Genomic DNA, 19730 nt, shown 5'->3' with positions numbered 1-19730 from the left:
TGCCCCTGGCTGGCCTCGTACTCCACGGCCTGGCCCTCGTCGAGGGTGCGGAACCCGCCCTGGTCGTCGATCGCGCTGAAGTGCACGAACACGTCCCGCCCGCCGTCGTCGGGGGCGATGAACCCGAAGCCCTTCTCCGCGTCGAACCACTTCACCGTGCCCTGCGGCATTTCCTGTGCTCCTGAACCTCGCTGCGCCGGCGCGTCTGCCTCGCCAGCTCCACCCACGGTGCCGCGTCCCGCCGGCACTTCCGTGGTTCCTACCCGTCCACGGTCCCACCCCGCAGGCTGCACCGGCGAGCCGGTCACCGGGTCAGGAACCGGCTCCCCACCCGGAGCCGGCTCCCCAGCACCGCACCCCGGCCCGGCCAGGTCCGCGTGGCGGCGCCGACGGCGAGCGTGAGCCGGCACGCACCGGGCATCCACCACGGGTGCATGCCCACCCCCGCGGACGCCGGTGGGAGGCGGTGTTCGCCGCCTCGCTGGCCCTCGTCCTCGCCGGCTGGAACAACCTCGTGATACCGGCATTGCCCGGCACGACGACGGTCTACGTGGGGGTCAACCTGGCGGCGACCGCCCTGCTGCTGGCGGCGGCCCGGGCCGTCGGCCTCTCGTGGGCGGAACTGGGGCTCGACCGCCGCCGGTGGGCCGCGGGCGCGCGCTGGGGCGGTGCGGCCGCGGGCGTCGTGGCGACCGGCTACGCGGTGGCCCTCGCCGTGCCCTCCCTCCGGCCGCTGCTGGAGGACGAGCGGCTGGCCGGCCTGCCCGGCGGTGCGCTCGCCGTCCAGGTGCTCGTCCGCATCCCGCTCGGCACGGTGGTCTGGGAGGAGGTGGCCTTCCGCGGCGTGCTGCTGGCCGCCCTCGCCCGGGTGCTGCCGCTGCCGGCGGCGGCCGGGCTGGCCGCCGCGGTCTTCGGCGTCTGGCACGTCCGCCCGACGCTCGGCGCGCTGGCGGCCAACGACCTGGCCGGGGACGGCGCGGCGCGGGTTCTGGCGGTGCTGCTGGCCTGCCTCGGCACCGCGGCCGCCGGGCTGGTGTTCACCTGGCTGCGGCTGCGCAGCGGCAGCCTGCTCGCCCCGGTGCTGCTGCACCTGGCGACCAACTGCCTCGGTGCGCTCGCCGCGGCAGCCGCCCGGCGCGCCGGCTGATCCCGCGGTTCCCCCCCCACCACCCCGCGGGGTGCGCCTTCGGGCGTACCGTCCGGGGAGCCAGCCCGAGGAACCGCCATGTCCCTGCTCCGCCGGATCACGTCGGTGCCCTCCACCGCGGGCGCCGCCGCCCGGCTCGCCGCCGCGGCACCGACAGGGGCCGTGCTGGCGGCCGGTCTGCTGGGCGAGACGGCCCGGACCGCCCGCGGGACGGTGCGGGCCGCGGTCGGGGCGGGTGCCGCGCTGGCCCGCGACTCCCTCGCGCTGACCCGGACCGTGGTGGTCTCCGGCACCCGCGCCGTCGGCACGCTGGTCACCGGCGGCGATCCCCTTCCCGAGGGACACCTGCACGACCTCGTGGACGCCGCTCAGGGCATGGTCGAGCCGCCACTGGCGCGGCACACCCGCCGGGTGTGGGTCGATCGGGGGCGCGTGCAGATCGAGCTCTGCACGCCCGCCGAGGGCGAGCCCCCGGATGCCCGCCGCACCCTGCGCCGCCACCTCGAGCGGCTGGAGGGCGTCGAGTGGGCCACGGTCAACGACGTCGTCGGCCGCGTGCTCGTCGCCTTCGACGCCCGCCGCATCACCGCCGAGGACGTCGTCGGCGCGGTGACCGCGATCGAGCAGGCCCGCGGCCGGCGCCGGCTGTTCCCCCGGACCCAGGACCACCCGGCCGACCTCGAGCCGCTGCTGGCCGCCCTCGTGGAAGCCGCGATCGACACCGCCGCCGTCGGGGTGGCCTACGCCGCCAAGGTGCTGCCGATCCCGGCACTGACCCGCCACGCCACGCTCGCGGTCGCCCTCCTGGACTCCCAGCAGTGGATCAAGGAGGGGCTCGAGCGGCGGATCGGGCCGATCGGCACCGACCTGGTGTTCACCGGGACGAGCGCGCTGCTGCACGCGCTCACCCAGAGCCCGACCGTGCCCACGCTCAATGCCGCCGCGGCGCTGCAGGCGGCCGTGGAGATGCGGGCCCGGAGGCAGGTGTGGCGGCGCCGGGAGCGGGAGCTCTGCGGCCGTGAGCCGGACGAGGGCGCCGAGGAGCCGCTGCAGCCGCCGGGACCGCGCCCCCGCCCGCTGCCCCCGGGGCCGATCGAGACCTACGAGGCGAGGCTGGGCCCCACCGAGCTCGCCGCCGCAGTCGGTCTCCTGCTGCTGACCGGCCGCCCCGACCGGTCGGCGGACCTGCTCAAGGTGCTGACCCCCAAACCCGCCGTCCAGGGACGGGAGGCGTTCGCCGCAGCGCTGGACCTGCTGATGTGCCGCCGTGACGTGCTGCCCATGGACGGCTCGGCCTACCGGCGGCTGGACCGGGTGGACGTCGTCGTGGCCGACGGGGACGCGCTGTGCACCGGGCCGCCGGTCGTGATCGCGGCGTGCGCGGCGGCCCGGGGGTGGGACGACGCCGCCGTCTGGTCGGCGGCCGCCCGGCTGCTGGGGGCCACCGGCCCGGCGGACGGGGCCGCGGAGCAGAACGGCGGGCGGCTGCGCCTGGGCCCGCCCCGGCCCTCGCCGGACGTGCCGGGCGCCGCCGTCCACCGCCTGTTCCAGGGGCGGCGGCGGCTCGGTTCGGTGACCGTCGCCCCCGAGCTGGACCCGCACGCCGAGGCGCTGCTGACCGCCGCCGCCGACGCCGGCCACCGCCTCGTGCTCACCGCGCACGCCGGTATCGGCGAGCTCGCCGGAGCCGCCGACGAGGTCGCCCCGCCGGAGGAGCCGCTGGTCGGGACGGTGCGCCGGTTGCAGGCGGCCGGCTCCGGGGTGCTCCTGGTCTCCGCGCAGGACGGTGCCGGGCTGCTGGCCGCCGATGTCGCCGTCGCCCCGCTCCGCGCCGGGTGCGCGCCCGCGTGGGCTGCCGACCTGGTCACGCGGCCCGGGCTGGCCGACGCCTGCCGCCTCGTCGCCGGGACCGCCGACGCCCGCGCGGTGAGCCGGCGGTCGGTGGCGACGGCGCTGACCGGCAACGTGCTGGGGAGCCTGCTCGCCGCGGTGGGCAGCCCTCGCGCCGGGCAGCGGCGGGCGACCACGCCGGGCAAGACGGCGACGGCGGTGACCATGCTGGCCGGCGCCGCGGCGGCCGTCCGCGTCGACGCCCGGCCGATCCCGCCGCCGGCCGGGCACACCCCGTGGCACGCACTCGACGCCGAGGAGGTGCTGCGCCGGCTGGCGGACCTACCCCGGGAGCCGGCACGCCGTCCACCGTCCCTGCTGGCGCCGCTGCAGCGGGTCCGGGCGCATCCGGGAGTGCGGGTGCCGGCCCGGCTGGCCCGGACGGTCGCCGCCGAGCTCGCTGATCCGCTCACCCCTGTCCTCGCCGCCGGCGCCGCGGCGACGGCGATCCTCGGCGAGGCGACCGACGCCGTCCTCGTGGGCAGCGTGACCGCCGGCAACGCGCTGATCGGCGGGCTGCAGCGGCTGCGCGCGGAGACCGCGCTGGAGTCGCTGCTGCTCGAGCAGGACGTCGTCGTGCACCGGGAGACCGATGGCGGCGGCCGCGAGGACGTCCCCGGCAGCGCGCTGCGGATCGGTGACGTGGTGCAGGTCGAGCCGGGCGACGTGCTGGCCTGCGACGCCCGGCTGCTGGCGGCCGCGGACCTGGAGGTGGACGAGTCCTCCCTCACCGGGGAGTCGCTGGCGGTGGGGAAGTCCGTGGCCGCCACGCCCGGGGCGGAGGTGGCCGAGCGCAGCTGCATGCTCTTCGCGGGCACCACCGTGGTCGCCGGCAGCGGCCGCGCCGTCGTGGTCGCCGTGGGGGACGCCACCCAGGCGGGCCGGGCCACGCGGGCGGCCGGTGCCGCGGCGCCACCGGCCGGCGTCCAGGCCCGGCTCGGCGAGCTGACCCGCCAGGTGCTGCCGCTGACCCTCGCCGGCGGCGCCGCGGTCACCGCCCTCGGCGTGCTCTGGCGCCGCCCGCTGCGGGCCGCCGTCCGGGACGGCGTGGCGGTCGCGGTGGCCGCGGTACCCGAGGGGCTGCCGCTCGTGGCGACGGTGGCGCAGCAGGCCGCCGCCCGGCGGCTGTCCGGGCGGGGCGCCGTCGTTCGCAGCGCCCGGGTGCTCGAGGCGCTCGGCCGGGTGGACACGGTCTGCTTCGACAAGACCGGGACGCTCACCGAGAACCGGCTGCGGGTGGTCCGGCTCCTGCCGCTCGGCCCGGACGACCCCGGCGAGGACGGGCTGCTGGGGCTGGCCGCGGCCGGCGTCGGCAACGGTGACGAGCGGGCGCACGAGACGGACCGCGCGGTCGTGGAGGCCGCGGCGGCACGCGGCCTGGGCGCCGGCGGGGAGGCGGGGGACAGCCTGCCGTTCGCCGCCGGGCGGGGCTTCTCCGCGGCGGTGCGCGGCGGGCGCCTGGTGGTGAAGGGCGCGCCGGAGGTCGTGCTGGCGCGCTGCCCGGCGGCCAGGGACGTCCGCGCGCGGGTCCGGGAGCTGGCCGGCGACGGGCTGCGCGTGCTCGCGGTCGCCGAGCGCCCGCTCGACGGCCCGCCCGGGAACCTGGAGGAGGCCGCGCACGGGCTCACCCTGCGGGGGCTGGTAGGCCTGGCCGACACCGTGCGGGACTCCTCGGTGCGGGCCGTGCAGCAGCTCACCGCCGCCGGGGTCCGCGTGGTGGTGGCGACCGGTGACCACCCGGGGACCGCCAGCGCCATCGCCCGGCAGGCCGGCGTGCCCGACGCCGACCGGGTGGTCACCGGCGCCGAGCTCGCCCGCGCCCCGGACAGCGAGCGCACGCGGCTGGTCCGGGAGGCGGCGGTGTTCGCCCGGCTCTCCCCGGAGCAGAAGGTGGCGCTGGTGGCCGCGCTGCGGCGGGCCGGCGCGACCCTGGCGATGACCGGGGACGGGGTGAACGACGCCGCGGCGATCCGGCTGGCCGACGTCGGTGTCGGCGTCTCCGGCGCGGAATCGCCCGCCGCGCGGGCCGCCGCCGACCTGGTGCTCACCGACCTGGACCTGACCCGGCTGGTCGACGCGATCGGCGAGGGCCGCGCCCTGTGGTCCCGGGTGCGCGACGCGGTCTCGGTGCTGGTCGGCGGCAACGCCGGCGAGGTGGCCTTCACCGTGCTCGGCACGGCGTTCGGTGGGCGGGCACCGCTCAACACCCGGCAGCTGCTGCTGGTCAACCTGCTCACCGACATGTTCCCGGCGATGGCCGTCGCCGTGGCCGCGCCACGGGGCGCCGTCCCCGCGGAGGACGACGGGCCGCTGGCCGGCCACCGGCTGGCCGAGGCCCTGCGGGCCGGCCCCCGGCGCGGGTTCACCCGGGAGGTGCGGCGGCTGGTGCTGGTCCGCGGTGCCGCGACGGCGGCCGGCGCGACCGCGGCGTGGGGCATCGGGCGGCTCACCGGTCCCCGGGGCCGGGCCGGCACGATGGGCCTGGCCGCGCTGATCGCCACCCAGCTGGGCCAGACCGCCTGGGCCGGGCGCCGCAGTCCCCTGGTACTGGTCACCGCGGCCGGGTCGCTCGCCGTGCTGGCCGGCGTCGTCCAGACCCCCGGGGTGAGCCGGTTCTTCGGCTGCATCCCGCTGGACCCGCTGTCCTGGCTGGTCGTGCTGGCGTGCGCGGCCGCCGCGACCGCCGGCGCCGAGGTGGCCCGGCGGTGGCCGACCGGCTGGGGGGATGACCCGGCTCAGGGGGATTGTTCGTTCGCGTCGTCGGGGGCGATGGCGGCCAGCGCGCGGCGCACGTCCGCGACCACGTTGCCGGCCACGAACAGGTCGTCGTCGGTGGTGGTCCGCGCCCGGCGGAGGTCCGTGACGAACGCGGCGAGGGCGTCCTGGCCCTCGGCCAACGCGCTGGGGTCCGCGGACGCCTGGTCGACCGACCGCAGCGCCGTGGCCAGGGCCGTCAGCGTCCGGGCGGCCGGCGGGCGCAGCGCCGGGCCGAGCGCCACGCGCTCGAACTCCGCGCGCTCGGTCTCCGCGATCAGCTGGGTGAGCTCCTCGACCAGGAGCGCCAGCCGCTCCAGGGCCCGCGCCAGGCGGTACTGCTGGTCGACGTCGGTCCGGTAGCGGCGCACCCGCCGGTTGCCGCGGCGGGCCTCGGTGGCCTGCTCGACCGCCTCGCGCATCTGCCCGAGGACGGGATCGATCGTGTGGATCCGCTGCCGCCACTCGTCCTCGGTGGGCGGGTGCTCCTGGCCCAGGCCGTCGGCGAGGTCGTCCAGCTGCCCGGCCAGGGTGTCGCGCAGCAGCCGCAGCCGCAGCTGCGCCGGCGCCAGGGGGAGCGGCGGGAACGCCGCGGTCACGGCCAGCCCGACCACCGCGCCGAGGAACGTGAGGCCGACGTACCCCAGCACGAAGCCGTCCGGGTCGGTGTTGCCGATGATCAGCACGAACAGCGCCGAGGTGGGCAGCCAGCTGCGTGCGCTGCCCAGCCGGCGCCACCCGCCGAGGAGCACGCCGATGGCGACCACCGCGGCCAGGGTCACCACGTTGGGGCCGAAGACGGCGTCGACCGCCACGGAGACGGCGGCGCCCAGACCGATGGCGGTGAGCGACTGCACCGCCTCGCGGGCCGACCCGGCCAGCGTCGTGGACGTCGCGATCACCGCGCCCAGCGGCGCGTAGTACGGGTACTCGGCCGCCGGGCCCGGGACCAGCCGGGCCAGCAGCCACGCCAGCGAGGCAGCCAGCGCGGTCTTGACCGCCAGCCCCACCCGCGGGTGGCGGGCCCACATCCGGCGCAGGCTGCGCCAGTGGCTGCGGCCGGGCCGGACGGTCCTCGGGCCGGCGGACCGGGTGGTCGGGGACATCGCTTCCTCCTGCCGGGGTCTGGGCCGTGCCACAGATCCCGTGCCCCGGACGCGACGCCCGGTAACCGCGTCCTCGGCGGAACGTCAGCGCAGGAGGGGAGCGCTCACCAGTTCTGCAGGGAGCCGGCGAGGATGCCGGCGATGTCCTCCTCGGTGACCGGCCGCGGCGCGGTGGCCAGCAGCCGCTGCTGCTTCATCGTCCCGGGCACCAGGCCGGGGATGTCGGCCTCGGTGTAGCCGACCGCGCCGATCCCGTTGGGGATGCCGATGTCGCGCATCAGCTCGACCAGCACCGTGGGCAGCTGCTCGCGGGGGTCGTCCAGCCGGTCGCGGTCGGGGGCCAGCAGCGCCGCGGCGCGCAGGTGGCGGTCGGGAGCCGACTCGAAGCAGAACCGGAACGCCTCCGGCGCGGTCAGCGACACCGATATGCCGTGCGGCACCATCGGCTCGTCCTGGGGGTAGCCCGGCGGCCGGTAGTCCTTCACCATGCCGGCGATCGGGTAGGCGTTGGCGTGCGGGATGTGCACCCCGGAGTTGCCGAACCCCATGCCGGCGAAGGTCGCCGCCAGCATCATGTCGCTGCGCGCGGCGACGTCCTCGCCGCGGTGCACCGCGGTGCGGAAGGACGACGCCAGCAGGGTCAGAGCCCGCTCGCACCACAGGTCCGAGATCGGGTTGGCCCCGCAGTAGGTCACCCGCTCCTCGGGCTGCTTCCGGTCGAAGGTCTGGTACCAGCGGGCGGTGTAGGACTCCAGCGCGTGGCAGACGATGTCCATCCCGGCCGAGGCGCTGACCTCCGGTGGGACCGACAGCGACAGCAGCGGGTCGACCACCGCCAGGGTCGGGCGCAGCCGCCAGTGGCTGATCCCGGTCTTGACCTTCATCGAGAGCACGTCCAGCACACACATCGCGGTGCTCTCCGAGCCGGTCCCGGCGGTGGTGGGGACGGCGACCAGCGGCCGGAGCTGCCCCGACGGTGGGCGTCCGGCACCGATCGGCTTGTTCAGGTAGTCGCTGAGCTCGCCGCCGTCGGTGACCAGCAGGTTGACCGCCTTGGCGGTGTCGATCGACGAGCCGCCACCGACGGCGACGAACCCGTCCCACGGCCCCTGCTCGCGGGCGTACCCGGCCGCCTTCTCCATGCTGTCGTCGGTGGGCTCGACGTGCACCCCGTCGAAGATCTCCGAGCCGATCCCGTACCGGCCCAGCGAGTCGGCGATCCGCTGCGGGATGCCGGCGGCGTGCACGTTGGCGTCGGTGAGGATCAGCACCCGTCCCACGCCGTACTGGGACATCTCGAAGCCGATCTCGTCGACCGCCCCCGGCCCGAACTTCAGGGGCGGCGCCCCCCAGGTGAAGATCGTCTCCTCCGTCCGGGCTCCGGTCTCCGGTGCGGTCATCGTCGCTCCTCGGTCGCGCGGCGGGGCGGACGCCGGGGCCGCACGCCGCCGTCGGCGGAGCGGGGGTGGTGCGGCCGGATCGGCCCGGCCGAGCCTGCTCCCGCCGTCGGACCGTGTCAAACGGCACGCCACCGTGGCGGGGAGTGCGCCAGAGTGGGCGTTCGTCGGACAGGGGAGGACCGCTGCCCCCGGGCCCACGGTGAGGACCGCGATGACAGGTGCCGGACCGACCGAGGTGAGCTGCTGCATCGCCGGCGGCGGGCCGGCCGGGATGATGCTCGGCCTGCTCCTGGCCCGCCGCGGCGTCGACGTGCTGGTGCTGGAGAAGCACGGCGACTTCCTGAGGGACTTCCGCGGTGACACCGTCCACCCGTCGACGCTGCAACTGCTCGACGAGCTGGGGCTGGCCGAGGAGTTCCTCGCGCTGCCCCACCAGGAGGTTCCGCGGATCGGGGTCACCACCGACGAGGGCACCTTCGCCGTCGCCGACTTCTCCCGGCTGCCGGGGCGGTTCCCGTACCTGACCTTCGTCCCCCAGTGGGACTTCCTGGACTTCCTCGCCGACCGGGCGCGCCGGTACCCGGCCTTCGCCCTGCGGATGGACGCCGAGGTGGTGGACCTGCTGCGGGCCGACGGGGCGGTGACCGGCGTCCGCTACCGGACCCCCGACGGCGGCGAGCACGAGGTCCGGGCGCGGCTGACCGTCGCCGCCGACGGGCGGAACTCCACGCTGCGGGCCGCCGCCGGGCTGCCGCCGCACGCGTTCGGCGCGCCGATGGACGTGCTGTGGTTCCGCCTGCCGAAGGCGGCCGACGCCGCCGGCCCGCCGTTCGGGGGCCTCGGCCGGATCACCCGCGGGCGGATGCTCGTGCGCCTCGACCGCGGCGACTACTGGCAGTGCGCCTACCTCGTCCCCAAGGGCGGGTACGACGCGTTGCAGGCTCGCGGGCTGGAGGCGTTCCGCGCCGACCTCGCCGCGCTGGTCCCCGGCCTGCGCCCCGTGCTGCCGGCCCTGCGCGGCTGGGACGACGTGCGCGTGCTCAGCGTGCGGGTGGACCGGCTGCCCCGGTGGCACCGCCCGGGCCTGCTGCTCATCGGGGACGCCGCGCACGCCATGTCGCCGATCGGTGGCGTGGGCATCAACCTGGCCGTGCAGGACGCCGTCGCAGCGGCCCGCATCGTCGCCGGCCCGCTGCGCCGGGGCGCGGTGGCCCCGCGCACGCTGGCCCGGGTGCGGCGCCGCCGGCTGCTCCCGACCGTGCTCACCCAGCTGGTGCAGCGGCTGATCCAGAGCCGCTTCCTCCGCCGGGTGCTGGCCGGCGAGGGGCCGGTCGGCACGCCCCGGCTGCTGCGCCTGCTGGACCGCCACCCCGCCCTGCAGGGCGTCCCGGCGCGGGTCGTCGGCATCGGTGTGCTGCCCGAGCACGCCGCTCCGCGGGCGGACCGGCCGCGGGGCGGCGGTCGCCTACCGGCTGCGACGCGCTGACCGCCGGCCTCAGCTCCCGCCGGCCCGGGGCGGGACGGCGGCGAACAGATCGACCAGCGCGTCCCAGCGGGTGCGCCGCCCCGGCGGGAACCGCACCAGGGATCGGCGCCGGCGGCGCCCACCGGACCGGTACCAGCGGCGGGCCCACGGCGAGGCCGGCCGGGCCAGCCGGACCGCGACGACGGCCGCGACCAGCGGCACGAACACCCCGATCACGCCCAGCACGACCCGGCCCTTGAGGATGGCGACGAGTGCGAACGCCAGGTTGACAGCGACGGTGACCGCGAGGTCGGCCTCACCGGCGCCCTCGTCGACGTCGAACGGGTTCGCGCCGACGAGCAGCAGACCGCCGACCACCAGCGCGATCAGCACCGCGTCGACCGAGCTGCGCCCCTCCCGGGACCAGTAGACGTCCTGGAGGTGCAGCCACAGGGCGAACTCGTCGAGGGTGAGGGCGGCGCCGGCGCCGAACGCGGCGGCGAGCACGTAGAGCCAGGGCGGCCCGGGGCGGTAGGTGAACTCCGCCGTCCCGGTACCGAGCATCAGGAAGATGCCGTACACCTCGTGGTGCAGGTGCACGCCGCCGACGCTCGCGTCGCGGAAGGGCCCGCGGCCGGTCCGGATGGCCCGGGTGACGAACCGGGTGGTCAGGAAGGTCGTGAGGAACGCACCCAGCATCCAGGCGACCGCGAGGCGCCGGCCGTCCAGCGGCGGCACGAACTCCAGATCGACGTCCACTCCGCTTCCCCTGCGCTCCCGGGCATGTCGGCTGCCCCGATCGTGCCGCCGGCGTCGATGCGGGCGGACCCCCTTCCCGGGCGGGACGGCCCTGGACCGCCGGGCGGGGGCTGGGCCGCATCCGACGCGGCCCCGCCCTCGCGGACGACGGGAGAGCCGGGTGGACGACGTCCTCGCGATCGACACCCTGGTGGCCGCGATCGTCGTCGGGCTGTGGCCGCGAGCGCCCGTACCGCAGGTCGTGCTGCTGCTGGCCGGCGGCGTGCTCATCGGCCCGCACGTGCTCGATCTCGGCCGGCCCGAGGACGTGCAGGTGCTCGCCGACGTCGGCCTCGGTCTCGTTGCGGGCGATGCCGGGCTGATCTGCCCCGCCGGTCACGCGGCGTGATCACCGTTCCATGCATCAGCATCCGATCCAGCGATCCGGAACGCCCCGGATCCGGTCGATGTGTCCGGGAAGCCCCGCGATCGGCGGGGTTCACCGACAGGCGGGACGCGCATGGGTGCAGCGGCAGGAACTGGCACGGGCGGCAAGGCCACCCGGGGCGTACCACGCCGCACGAGGGCGGTCGCCGCGGTCGCGGCGATCGCAGTCGGCTTCGGCGGGGCGGCGGTCATCGACACGCTGCTGCTGCCCGCGCCGGCGATCGCCGAGGCCGGTGACTACGGCCCCGGTGACGGCCTCACCCGGCTGGTCGTCAGCGTTCCCGGCGGCGCCGACGACACCGCCGTGGTGACGCTGTCCGCGCTGCCCGGGGTGGAGAGCGCGCAGCGGCTCCACGACGGCTCCGCGCTCGTCGCCGGTGACGGCATCACCCCCGCCGCCGTCACCGCTGCCCTGCCCACCGCCACCGTGACCCCGGCGGTTCCCGGCGAGGTGACCGCCGAGACCGTCACCGACCCGGGCTGGGCCGCCTACGGGTGGAATCTGCGCAACACCGGGTCGAACTCCTACTCCCAGACCGGGGTCGCCGGTGCCGACGTCGACGCCCCCTCCGGCTGGGGCGCCTCGACCGGCCGCGGCCTGGTCGTCGCGATCGTGGACTCCGGCTTCGACATGCACCCGGACATGGCCGGCGCGCTGTGGACCAACCCCGATGAGCCCTGCGGGTCGACCGACGTCGACGGCAACGGCAAGGCCGGCGACTGCCACGGGTGGAACTTCTACAAGAACACCGCGGACGTCACCAACGCCGGCCTCGACAACAGCCACGGCACCAGCGTGTCCTACGTCGCCGCCGCCCGGCGCAACGACCTCGGCTCGGCCGGGGTGGCGCCGGACGTGACGATCATGCCGCTGGTCATCGGCGCCGGGAGGGAGGTCTGGCTCAACCTCGGGGCAGAGGCCATCCGGTACGCCGCCGACCACGGCGCCGACGTCATCAACGCCTCCTGGGGCGGGCTCGGTGGGGAGACGATGCTGCGGGAGGCGATCCAGTACGCCGTCAGCAAGGGCGCGGTGGTCGTCGCCGCCGCCGGCAACGACGGCAGGGACCGAGACGCGGAGAAGTTCTACCCGGCCAGCATCAACGTGCCCGGCATGCTGACGGTCGGCAACACCACCGCCGCAGACAGGCCCTCGTCGAGCAGCGCGTGGGGTGCGAACACCGTCGACCTGTACGCCCCCGGCACCCTGGTCTACACGGGCGTGCCCGGCGGCGCCTACACGTTGGTCTCGGGCACGTCGATCGCCGCGCCCCAGGTGGCCGCGGCGGCCGCGCTGTACCGCGACGTGTACCCCGACGCCACGGCGGCCGAGCTGGCCGCGAGACTGGTCGGCGACGCGGAGGTGCTGCCGTCGCTGGCCGGCAAGGCCAACAGCTCCGCGCGGCTGTCGATGACCGCGCTCGGCGACACCGTCGTCGGAGTCCGGTACGCCTTCACCGGCATGTCGGCCGAGCCGGGCTCCGTGACCGCGCAGATCGTGGCCAGCGGCTCGGCTGCCGCCGGTGAGTACGCGGTGACCTTCGCCCTGGGTATGGAGCACGACGGGCAGGTGTACGCGCTCACCGAGGTGCCGGTGACCCTCGACGGGGGCACCGGCACCACCGGTGACGACGGCTCGGTCACCTTCGACCTGGGGCACCGCGATGCGCTGGGCTCGCTGCCGCTGTCCCCGTCGGTGCCGCTGGAGACGGGCCGGTACGTGCTCACCGCACAGCTGTTCCTCGACGGGGAGCCGCTGGGCCGGGAGTACGCCGCGCCGCTGCTCGTGGGGGTCGAGGGCGCCGACCCGACCGGGCCGGATGGTGGCTCGCAGCCGAGCAACCCGACCCGGCCGGGCGGTGACTCGCAGCCGGGGCGCACGCCCGCTCCCGGTGAGCAGCGGCCGGGCAACCCCACCCAGCCGGGCGGTGACTCGCAGCCGGGCAACCCCACCCAGCCGGGCGGTGGCTCGCAGCCGGGGCGCACGCCCGCTCCCGGTGAGCAGCAGCCGGGCACCCAGCCCGGCGCGATCCCGGCTCCCGGTGAGCAGCGGCCGGGCAACCCCACCCAGCCGGGCGGTGGCTCGCAGCCGGGGCGCACGCCCGCTCCCGGTGAGCAGCAGCCGGGCACCCAGCCCGGCGCCATCCCGGCTCCCGGTGAGCAGCAGCCGGGCACCACGCCGACCCCGGGTGAGCAGCAGCCCGGCGACACCACTCCCATCCCCGGCCAGCAGCCACCGCCCACGCAGCAGCCCGGTGGGGAGAAGACCTACCCGGGGACAGGGACGTTCGGGCTGACGTCGATCGACCCGACGCGGGTCACCACCTCCGGGGGCACCGAGGTCACCATCACCGGCACCGCCATCCCCGCCGGTGCGCGGGTCCGGGTCGGGGACGCCGCCCGAGCGGCGGTCACCTCCGTCTCGGCCACGCAGCTGACGTTCACCACGCCGGCGCGGGTGGCCGGCGTCTACGACGTCCACGTGTTCGCCCCCGACGGCACCGAGGCAGTCCTCGCCGCCGGGCTGACCTACGTCGAGGTCGACAGCGGCACGACGCCGATGCCGGGGGACCAGCAGCCGGGCAGCGACCCGGGCGGCCAACGGCCGGGCACCACGCCGGCCCCGGGCAACCAGCCCGGTGGTGGCAGCAACCCGGCGACGCCGCGCTCGGGGGTCATCGGCCCGAACGGTGAGCGGCTGCTGTACTCGGCCCGGTTCGCGTCCCTGGGCTCGGCGATCTGGAGCGTGAACTGCTCGAGCACCTGCAGCGGCCTGGCGGTGTAGCCCAGCACGGCCGCCGGCCCCGCCGCGCACCGTTCCGGTGCGCGGCGGGGCCGTCGCTGTTCCCGGCGCCGTTCTGCGAGGGGGAACCGGTCAGAAGTCGTGGGCCTCGTCGTAGCCGAGGTCCTCCTCGCCGGCCGGCTCGGCCGCCGGGTGCCGCGGGCTGCCGGCCTGCCGGTCGGGCGGGTCGGGCGGGTCGGGCGGCGCGGGCGTGCGGCCGGTCTCCTCGTGGACCAGGTCGTAGCCGTAGTCCCCGGGGCTCTGCTGGTCGGGCCTCATGCGGACCACTCCCTGCGGCAGGGGCTCGTGCCGCGGGCGGCGGCACCGGACGGGCGCATCCGATGCTGCGCGCGCCGGCCGCCCGGCCACAAGGCTCCCGGCGCCGCCCCGGGAGAGGATGCCGGGGTGCCGCGCCTGCTCGTCGTCCACCACACGCCCTCGCCGAACCTGCAGGCGGTGCTGGAAGCGGTGCGCGAGGGCGCCGCGCTCGTCGACGACGTCGACCTCTGCCTGCGCCCGGCGCTGTCGGCCGGTGCCGCCGACCTGCTGGCCGCCGACGGCGTCCTGCTCGGCACCCCCGCCAACATCGGGTACATGTCCGGCGCGCTCAAGCACTTCTTCGACACCGTCTACTACCCGTGCCTGGACGCGACCGTCGGTCTGCCCTACGGGGTGTACGTGCACGGTGGGGACGACACCGCCGGGGCGCTGGCTGCCATCGCGCGCATCACCGGGGCGCTGCGCTGGAAGCAGGTCGCCGCGCCGCTGAGCCTCACCGGTCCGCCGGGCCCGGCCGACCTCGAGGCGTGCCGCGAGCTGGCGGCGACGGTGGCGGTGCAGCTGTAGGGGGTCTTCCCGGCGCGGCATCGCTTCCCCGGCCGGCCGTTGTGCGGTGTGCTCTCCCTCACATGACCTACCCCCGTGGCCGCTGAGAGGACACCGCATGACGCAGACCCTGGACTCGCCCCCGCTGACCTCGGCGCTGCGGGCGGAGACCTGGCTGGCCGGTTTCGAGGAGGCGCTGCGCACCCGCGACGTCGAGCGGGCGGCCGGGATGTTCGCCGCCACCAGCTTCTGGCGCGACCTCGTCTCCTTCACCTGGAACATCACCACCGTCGAGAACCCGGCCGGGGTGGCCGACCTGCTCACCGCGACCCTCGAGTGCACCGACCCGAGCGGGTTCACCGTCGAGGAACCGCCCGAGGAGGCCGACGGCGTCCTCACCGTCTGGTTCGCCTTCGCGACCGCCGCCGGCCGCGGTCGCGGCCTGGCCCGGCTGGTCGAGGAGGGCGGTGCGACGAAGGCATGGACGTTCCTCACCACGCTGTACGAGCTCACCGGCCACGAGGAACCGCACGGCCCGCGGCGGCCGATGGGCGCCGAGCACGGGGTGAACAGGGAGCGGCTGACCTGGCTGGAGCGGCGGGAGAAGGAGCGCGCCGAGCTCGGCATCTCGCAGCAGCCGTACGTGCTGGTCGTCGGCGGTGGGCAGGGCGGCATCGCGCTGGGCGCGCGGCTGCGGCAGCTGGGCGTGCCGGCGCTCGTCGTCGACAAGCATCCGCGTCCCGGCGACCAGTGGCGGGGCCGCTACAAGTCCCTCTGCCTGCACGACCCGGTCTGGTACGACCACCTGCCGTACCTCAAGTTCCCGGACACCTGGCCGGTGTTCTCACCGAAGGACAAGATGGGCGACTGGCTCGAGGCGTACGTGGAGGCCATGGAGGTCCCGTACTGGTCGAGCACGGCGGTGACCAGCGCCCACTACTCACCGGAGAAGGGCGAGTGGACCGTCGAGGCCGAGCGCGAGGGTGACGCGCTGACCCTGCGCCCGAAGCACCTCGTCCTGGCCACGGGCATGTCGGGCAAGCCGAACATCCCCGACATCCCCGGGCGGGACGTCTTCCGCGGCGACCAGCACCACTCGTCGGCCCACCCCGGCCCGGACGCCTACGCCGGCAAGCGGTGCGTCGTCATCGGCAGCAACAACTCCGCCTTCGACATCTGCGGCGCCCTGTGGGAACACGACGCCGACGTCACGATGGTGCAGCGCTCCTCGACCCACATCGTGAAGAGCGACACCCTCATGGAGATCGGGCTCGGCGCGCTCTACAGCGAGCAGGCCGTGGCCAACGGGGTCACCACCGAGAAGGCCGACCTGATCTTCGCCTCGATCCCGTACCGGATCATGCACGAGTTCCAGATCCCGCTGTACGAGCAGATGGCCGAGCGCGACGCCGACTTCTACGAGCGGCTGGAGAAGGCCGGCTTCTGGCACGACTGGGGTGAGGACGGCTCGGGGCTGTTCATGAAGTACCTGCGCCGGGGCTCGGGCTACTACATCGACGTCGGTGCCGCCGACCTGGTGGCCGACGGCGACGTGAAGCTGGTGCACGGGCAGGTCGTCCGGCTCACCGAGGACTCCGTCGTCCTGGCCGACGGCACGGAACTGCCGGCCGACCTCGTCGTCTACGCCACCGGCTACGGCTCGATGAACGGGTGGGCCGCGGACCTGATCAGCCAGGAGGTCGCTGACACGGTCGGGAAGGTGTGGGGGCTGGGCTCGGACACCACCAAGGACCCGGGCCCGTGGGAGGGCGAGCAGCGGAACATGTGGAAGCCCACCCAGCAGGAGGGGCTGTGGTTCCACGGCGGCAACCTGCACCAGTCGCGGCACTACTCGCTCTACCTGGCCCTGCAGCTCAAGGCCCGGTACGAGGGGATCCCGACGCCCGTCCACGCCCTGCAGGAGGTGCACCACCGCAGCTGAGCAGCGCCGTGACCGCCCGGACGGCGGGCCCGTCCCGCCTCGTCCTCGCCGCGACCGTGGCGAACCTCGCGGCCGGCACGCTGTTCGGCTGGAGCCTCGTCGCCCAGGACGCGGCGGCCGGCGTGGGGATGTCCGGCTCCGCCGCGGCCGGGGTCTTCGCCACGGCGATCGTCGTCCTCGCGGGGGCCGTGCTGGTCGCCGGGCCCGCCCAGCGGCGGGTCGGACCCCGCCGGCTGCTCGTCATCGCCGCCGTGCTCGGTGGTGGGGGCCTGCTGCTCGCCGCGGTGGTGCGGGGGCCGGTGGCCCTGTGGAGCGGTGTCGCACTGCTCTTCGGGGCCGGCGGTGGGCTGGCCTACGGGGTCGCCGTGGGGCTCGCCGCCCGGGTGCCGGCGGCCCGGCGCGGGACGGCGACCGGCGTCGTGGTGGCCGCCTACGCCGCCGGCCCCGTGCTGCTCGGGCTGGTCGCGCCGTCGGCGCTGCGGGCTGTCGGTTGGCGGACCTGCCTGGCCGTCCTGGCGGTGGTGGTGGCCGCGCTCCTGGCCGCGGCCGCCCGCCTGGCCCCCGCGGGGACAGCGCACCCGGACGGCCGCCCGGGCCGGGCTGCCGGCGTACCGCGCCGGGTCGTGTCCCCGCTGTGGCTGGTCTTCGCCGGCGGCACCGCACCCGGCCTGCTGCTGTTCGCGCACGCCGTCCCCCTGGCCGCCGACCGGCAGTTGGGCCCGCAGGCGGCCGGGCTGGCCGTCTCGGCGCTGGCCGCCGGGAACCTGACCGGGCGGCTGGTCGCCGGGTGGTGGTCGGACCGGATCGGCCGGGTGCCCGCGCTGGCCGCGGCGCTGGCCGCCGCCGCGGTCTCGGTCGGCCTGCTGGCCGGCCCGACGGCACCACCGGTCGTCCTCGCCGGCTTCCTGGGCACCGGGGTCGCCTACGGCGCCGTCTCGTCGCTGGTGCCCGCGGCCACCGGGGACCGGGCCGGCCCCGATGCCTTCGCGACCGCCTACGGCCGGGTGTTCACCGGCTGGGGGCTGGCCGGGCTGCTGGCCCCCGTCGCCGGGGGCTCGCTCCTCGCCGTCGCCGGGGACCGGCCGGTGCTCCTGGGGCTGGCCGCGGTGCCCCTGCTGCCCGCGGCCGCGGGTCTGCTGCTCCTGCGCCGGCCGGCGTCCCGCACGCCGGCGGCGGCTGCCTCCTGAGCCGGGGCCGGCCGGGCGGGGCGGGGTGGACGGCGCGGTTCCCGGAGGGGCCTCGTGGGGCGCGCGTTCGATCGACCTCGATGTCCGCCGTCATCCGCGGGTCGACGCCAGGCGGCAGGATGGCCGGCATGGACGGAGAGTCGGGACTGGAGCCGGACCTGCTGCCCAACCTCGACGAGTTCGTGCTCGCCCGCATCGCCGAGGACAAGCGGATCGCCGCCGAGGCGGCCGCGGCCAGCGGCCGGGAGGCGTGGACCACCGCCGACGTTCCCTTCGGACCGGAGCCGCGCGGGGTGGCCGAGCACGTCGCGCGGCAGGATCCGGCCCGCCTGCTGGCCGAGTGCTCCGCCAAGCGGCGGCTGGCGCTGGCCTGCCGCGACTCCCGGCCGGACATGACCTTCCTCGGGGCCCGTCCCCGCGGCCTGGCCGACTTCTTCCTCGCTCCCCGTGACCAGCACCAGCTGGCGGCGCTCACCCTGGCCCTGCTCGCGCTGCCGTACGCCGGCCACCACGACTACCGGCCGGAGTGGCGCCCCTGAGCCGGCAGGGCTCAGCGGGAGCAGTAGGAGTCCGAGGAGGCGTCCCCGCCCTGCAGGCGGACCTGGTGCACGCGGCGCCCGTGGAAGTCCTCGCCGTGCGGGAAGAACCGCTCGTCCACGTCGAGGCCCCCGGTGGCCGGGTCGGTGTCGATCTTGGCCATCCAGGCGCCGACGCCGTCGGGGTAGAACTGGTCGTCCCACGCGCCGTACATCGAGTTGGTGATGTAGACGCGCCGCCCGTCGCGGCTGACCTCCACCATCTGCGGGCCGCCGGACAGCGGCTCCGACGGCGCGGCCGGGTGGGGCGTGCGGCGCACGACCCCGCCGAGCCGGACCGAGCCGACCTCGCGGGGGGCTGCCGGGTCGGTCACGTCGAACTGCTTGAGCTCGCCGGTTCCCCAGCAGGACACGTAGAGCATCCGGTCGTCGACCGAGAGGTCGATGTCGGTGATGAGCGGAGGGACGGCGCCGAAGGGCTGCAGCGCCGGGGGGAGGTCGGCCGGATCAGCCGGCTCGGCGGGGATCGTGATGACCTTGTCGGCCCGCCACTCCGCCCCGTCCCGGTGCCAGCGCCACACCGAGGAGGAGAGATCGGTCGTGTCGACGACGACGCCGGCGAACCCCCACGTCGCCTCGGGGTCGTGCGCGGGGTGCAACTTCAGGACCATCTGGTGCTGGGGGCCGAGGTCCACCGCCTGCAGGTGGCGGCCGTCCGTGAGACTCCAGAAGTGCAGCCGGTGGCCGTACTCCTGCCCGAGCAGCAGCTCGGGCACCAGGCCGTCCTCGATCATCGAGGGCGTGCCCCACTCGCTGGAGACGAGGACGTTCTGGTTGAGGTGCCACCAGGCGTCATAGGCCAGGTACTGCGGCCCCCGTTCGGTCTCCCACGCCCGGAGGACGTCGAACGTGGTGTGGTCGAGCAGCGCGACGCCACCGGGCCCGTCGTTGCCGTCGGCCCCGCCCAGGCAGGTGAGGAAGACGCCGTCCGGCCCGCAGTGCAGGGTGTGCGGCCGGGAGTAGCCGGCCCGCGCCGCCAGCTCCTCGGGGTCGATGGTCTTGTGCAGCCGCGGGGAGCGCGGGTCGGGCTGGGTGTCGTAGACGTGGATGCGCGAGCTGCGGATCCCGGGCAGCAGCAGGAACCGGCGCTGCAGGCCGGCGCCGCCCATGTCGTGGCCCTCGTGCATGAGCGCGCTGGAGCAGGCGTTCCACCCGAAGCGGTGCAGCTCGTCACCGGTGGTGGGGAGGCCGGTCCAGCCCACGACGGTCCCGTAGGTGTCGGAGTCCTCGTCGACGTCGACGACCGCGAGCGCGTCGGGGAGCACACCGGCGCGGTCGAACGCGGCCACGTAGGCGAGGCGCTCGGTGGGGGCCGCGATCGCCTCGGCCGGGCTGCGGTAGAACGTCGGGTCGGTGCTGCTCATCGGTCTACCTCGAGCGAACCGGTCGGCGGAACTCCGTACCGCCTGGATCCGTGCGGGCGACGCGCCCGGCACCCCGAACCGCCCCGG

The 19730-nt window shown here is 76.3% G+C and carries 14 protein-coding genes and 1 pseudogene; 9 read left to right on the top strand and 6 right to left on the bottom strand.

Annotation, left to right across the window (positions count from 1 at the left end; translation table 11 throughout):
* A partial coding sequence (locus tag BMZ50_RS12525; protein ID WP_091324920.1) for a cold-shock protein occupies positions 1–170 on the bottom strand: 170 nt, incomplete at its 3' end.
* 260 nt (positions 171–430) lie between these two features.
* Here BMZ50_RS12525 and BMZ50_RS12520 point away from each other — a divergent pair.
* Together BMZ50_RS12520 and BMZ50_RS12515 are read left to right on the top strand one after the other, a co-directional pair.
* Entirely contained in the window at positions 431–1147 is a 717-nt protein-coding gene (locus BMZ50_RS12520) for a CPBP family intramembrane glutamic endopeptidase (RefSeq protein WP_245753612.1), read from the top strand.
* A gap of 78 nt (positions 1148–1225) precedes the next feature.
* Positions 1226–6154, top strand: a complete 4929-nt coding sequence (locus BMZ50_RS12515; protein ID WP_091324918.1) for a cation-translocating P-type ATPase — start codon at positions 1226–1228, stop codon at positions 6152–6154.
* 251 nt (positions 6155–6405) lie between these two features.
* Here BMZ50_RS12515 and BMZ50_RS24770 read toward each other — a convergent pair.
* Both BMZ50_RS24770 and BMZ50_RS12505 read right to left on the bottom strand, forming a co-directional pair.
* A pseudogene (locus BMZ50_RS24770) lies at positions 6406–6822 on the bottom strand (aromatic acid exporter family protein); the annotation flags it as partial.
* Between the two features lie 179 nt (positions 6823–7001).
* Positions 7002–8297 (bottom strand): hydroxyacid-oxoacid transhydrogenase, encoded by a 1296-nt coding sequence (locus BMZ50_RS12505; RefSeq protein WP_091324912.1) that lies wholly within the window; start codon positions 8295–8297, stop codon positions 7002–7004.
* A gap of 211 nt (positions 8298–8508) precedes the next feature.
* Here BMZ50_RS12505 and BMZ50_RS12500 point away from each other — a divergent pair, with 211 nt between their 5' ends.
* Complete coding sequence (locus tag BMZ50_RS12500; protein WP_091324910.1) at positions 8509–9783, top strand: FAD-dependent oxidoreductase; 1275 nt, start codon at positions 8509–8511, stop codon at positions 9781–9783.
* Positions 9784–9792: 9 nt separating this feature from the next.
* Here the strand turns inward: BMZ50_RS12500 and BMZ50_RS12495 are convergent, their stop codons facing one another.
* Positions 9793–10521 carry a hypothetical protein gene (locus BMZ50_RS12495; RefSeq protein ID WP_091324907.1) on the bottom strand — a complete coding sequence of 243 codons (729 nt, stop codon included), beginning with the start codon at positions 10519–10521 and terminating at the stop codon, positions 9793–9795.
* 160 nt (positions 10522–10681) lie between these two features.
* Here BMZ50_RS12495 and BMZ50_RS12490 point away from each other — a divergent pair, with 160 nt between their 5' ends.
* On the top strand, positions 10682–10909 hold the full coding sequence (locus tag BMZ50_RS12490) for a hypothetical protein (RefSeq protein WP_177212766.1): 228 nt from the start codon (positions 10682–10684) through the stop codon (positions 10907–10909).
* Positions 10910–11020: 111 nt separating this feature from the next.
* Positions 11021–13732 (top strand): S8 family serine peptidase, encoded by a 2712-nt coding sequence (locus BMZ50_RS12485; RefSeq protein ID WP_091324905.1) that lies wholly within the window; start codon positions 11021–11023, stop codon positions 13730–13732.
* Positions 13733–13822: 90 nt separating this feature from the next.
* On the opposite strand, the gene BMZ50_RS23710 is transcribed toward BMZ50_RS12485, so the two are convergent.
* Positions 13823–14008, bottom strand: a complete 186-nt coding sequence (locus tag BMZ50_RS23710; protein WP_143087164.1) for a hypothetical protein — start codon at positions 14006–14008, stop codon at positions 13823–13825.
* A 126-nt stretch (positions 14009–14134) separates the two neighbouring features.
* Between BMZ50_RS23710 and BMZ50_RS12475 the strand changes: the two genes are divergently transcribed.
* From BMZ50_RS12475 to BMZ50_RS12460, 4 genes are all read left to right on the top strand, one after another.
* Positions 14135–14575 carry an NAD(P)H-dependent oxidoreductase gene (locus BMZ50_RS12475; protein WP_091324901.1) on the top strand — a complete coding sequence of 147 codons (441 nt, stop codon included), beginning with the start codon at positions 14135–14137 and terminating at the stop codon, positions 14573–14575.
* A 97-nt stretch (positions 14576–14672) separates the two neighbouring features.
* On the top strand, positions 14673–16496 hold the full coding sequence (locus BMZ50_RS12470; RefSeq protein ID WP_091324899.1) for a flavin-containing monooxygenase: 1824 nt from the start codon (positions 14673–14675) through the stop codon (positions 16494–16496).
* Positions 16497–16504: 8 nt separating this feature from the next.
* A complete protein-coding gene (locus BMZ50_RS12465; RefSeq protein ID WP_177212765.1) occupies positions 16505–17683 on the top strand; it encodes an MFS transporter in 1179 nt (392 codons plus the stop codon).
* 128 nt (positions 17684–17811) lie between these two features.
* The gene (locus tag BMZ50_RS12460; RefSeq protein WP_091324894.1) at positions 17812–18222 is read left to right on the top strand and encodes a DUF6221 family protein; all 411 of its coding nucleotides are present in this window, start codon (positions 17812–17814) and stop codon (positions 18220–18222) included.
* An 11-nt stretch (positions 18223–18233) separates the two neighbouring features.
* On the opposite strand, the gene BMZ50_RS12455 is transcribed toward BMZ50_RS12460, so the two are convergent.
* On the bottom strand, positions 18234–19643 hold the full coding sequence (locus BMZ50_RS12455; RefSeq protein WP_091324887.1) for a selenium-binding protein SBP56-related protein: 1410 nt from the start codon (positions 19641–19643) through the stop codon (positions 18234–18236).
* Positions 19644–19730: the final 87 nt, after the last annotated feature.

Origin of the sequence: Geodermatophilus ruber (genome assembly GCF_900114385.1) — a bacterium.
GTDB lineage: Bacteria > Actinomycetota > Actinomycetes > Mycobacteriales > Geodermatophilaceae > Geodermatophilus > Geodermatophilus ruber.
The sequence above is the reverse complement of the archived record's forward strand: the minus strand, read 5'-3'. Positions and strand labels throughout refer to the sequence as shown.

What these genes read in the sequence shown, in the direction of transcription:
- BMZ50_RS12515 (WP_091324918.1), top strand. Translation starts at nt 1,226, where the DNA reads ATGTCCCTGCTCCGCCGGATCACGTCGGTGCCCTCCACCGCGGGCGCC.
- BMZ50_RS12505 (WP_091324912.1), bottom strand. Translation starts at nt 8,297, where the DNA reads ATGACCGCACCGGAGACCGGAGCCCGGACGGAGGAGACGATCTTCACC.
- BMZ50_RS12500 (WP_091324910.1), top strand. Translation starts at nt 8,509, where the DNA reads ATGACAGGTGCCGGACCGACCGAGGTGAGCTGCTGCATCGCCGGCGGC.
- BMZ50_RS12485 (WP_091324905.1), top strand. Translation starts at nt 11,021, where the DNA reads ATGGGTGCAGCGGCAGGAACTGGCACGGGCGGCAAGGCCACCCGGGGC.
- BMZ50_RS23710 (WP_143087164.1), bottom strand. Translation starts at nt 14,008, where the DNA reads ATGAGGCCCGACCAGCAGAGCCCCGGGGACTACGGCTACGACCTGGTC.
- BMZ50_RS12470 (WP_091324899.1), top strand. Translation starts at nt 14,673, where the DNA reads ATGACGCAGACCCTGGACTCGCCCCCGCTGACCTCGGCGCTGCGGGCG.
- BMZ50_RS12460 (WP_091324894.1), top strand. Translation starts at nt 17,812, where the DNA reads ATGGACGGAGAGTCGGGACTGGAGCCGGACCTGCTGCCCAACCTCGAC.
- BMZ50_RS12455 (WP_091324887.1), bottom strand. Translation starts at nt 19,643, where the DNA reads ATGAGCAGCACCGACCCGACGTTCTACCGCAGCCCGGCCGAGGCGATC.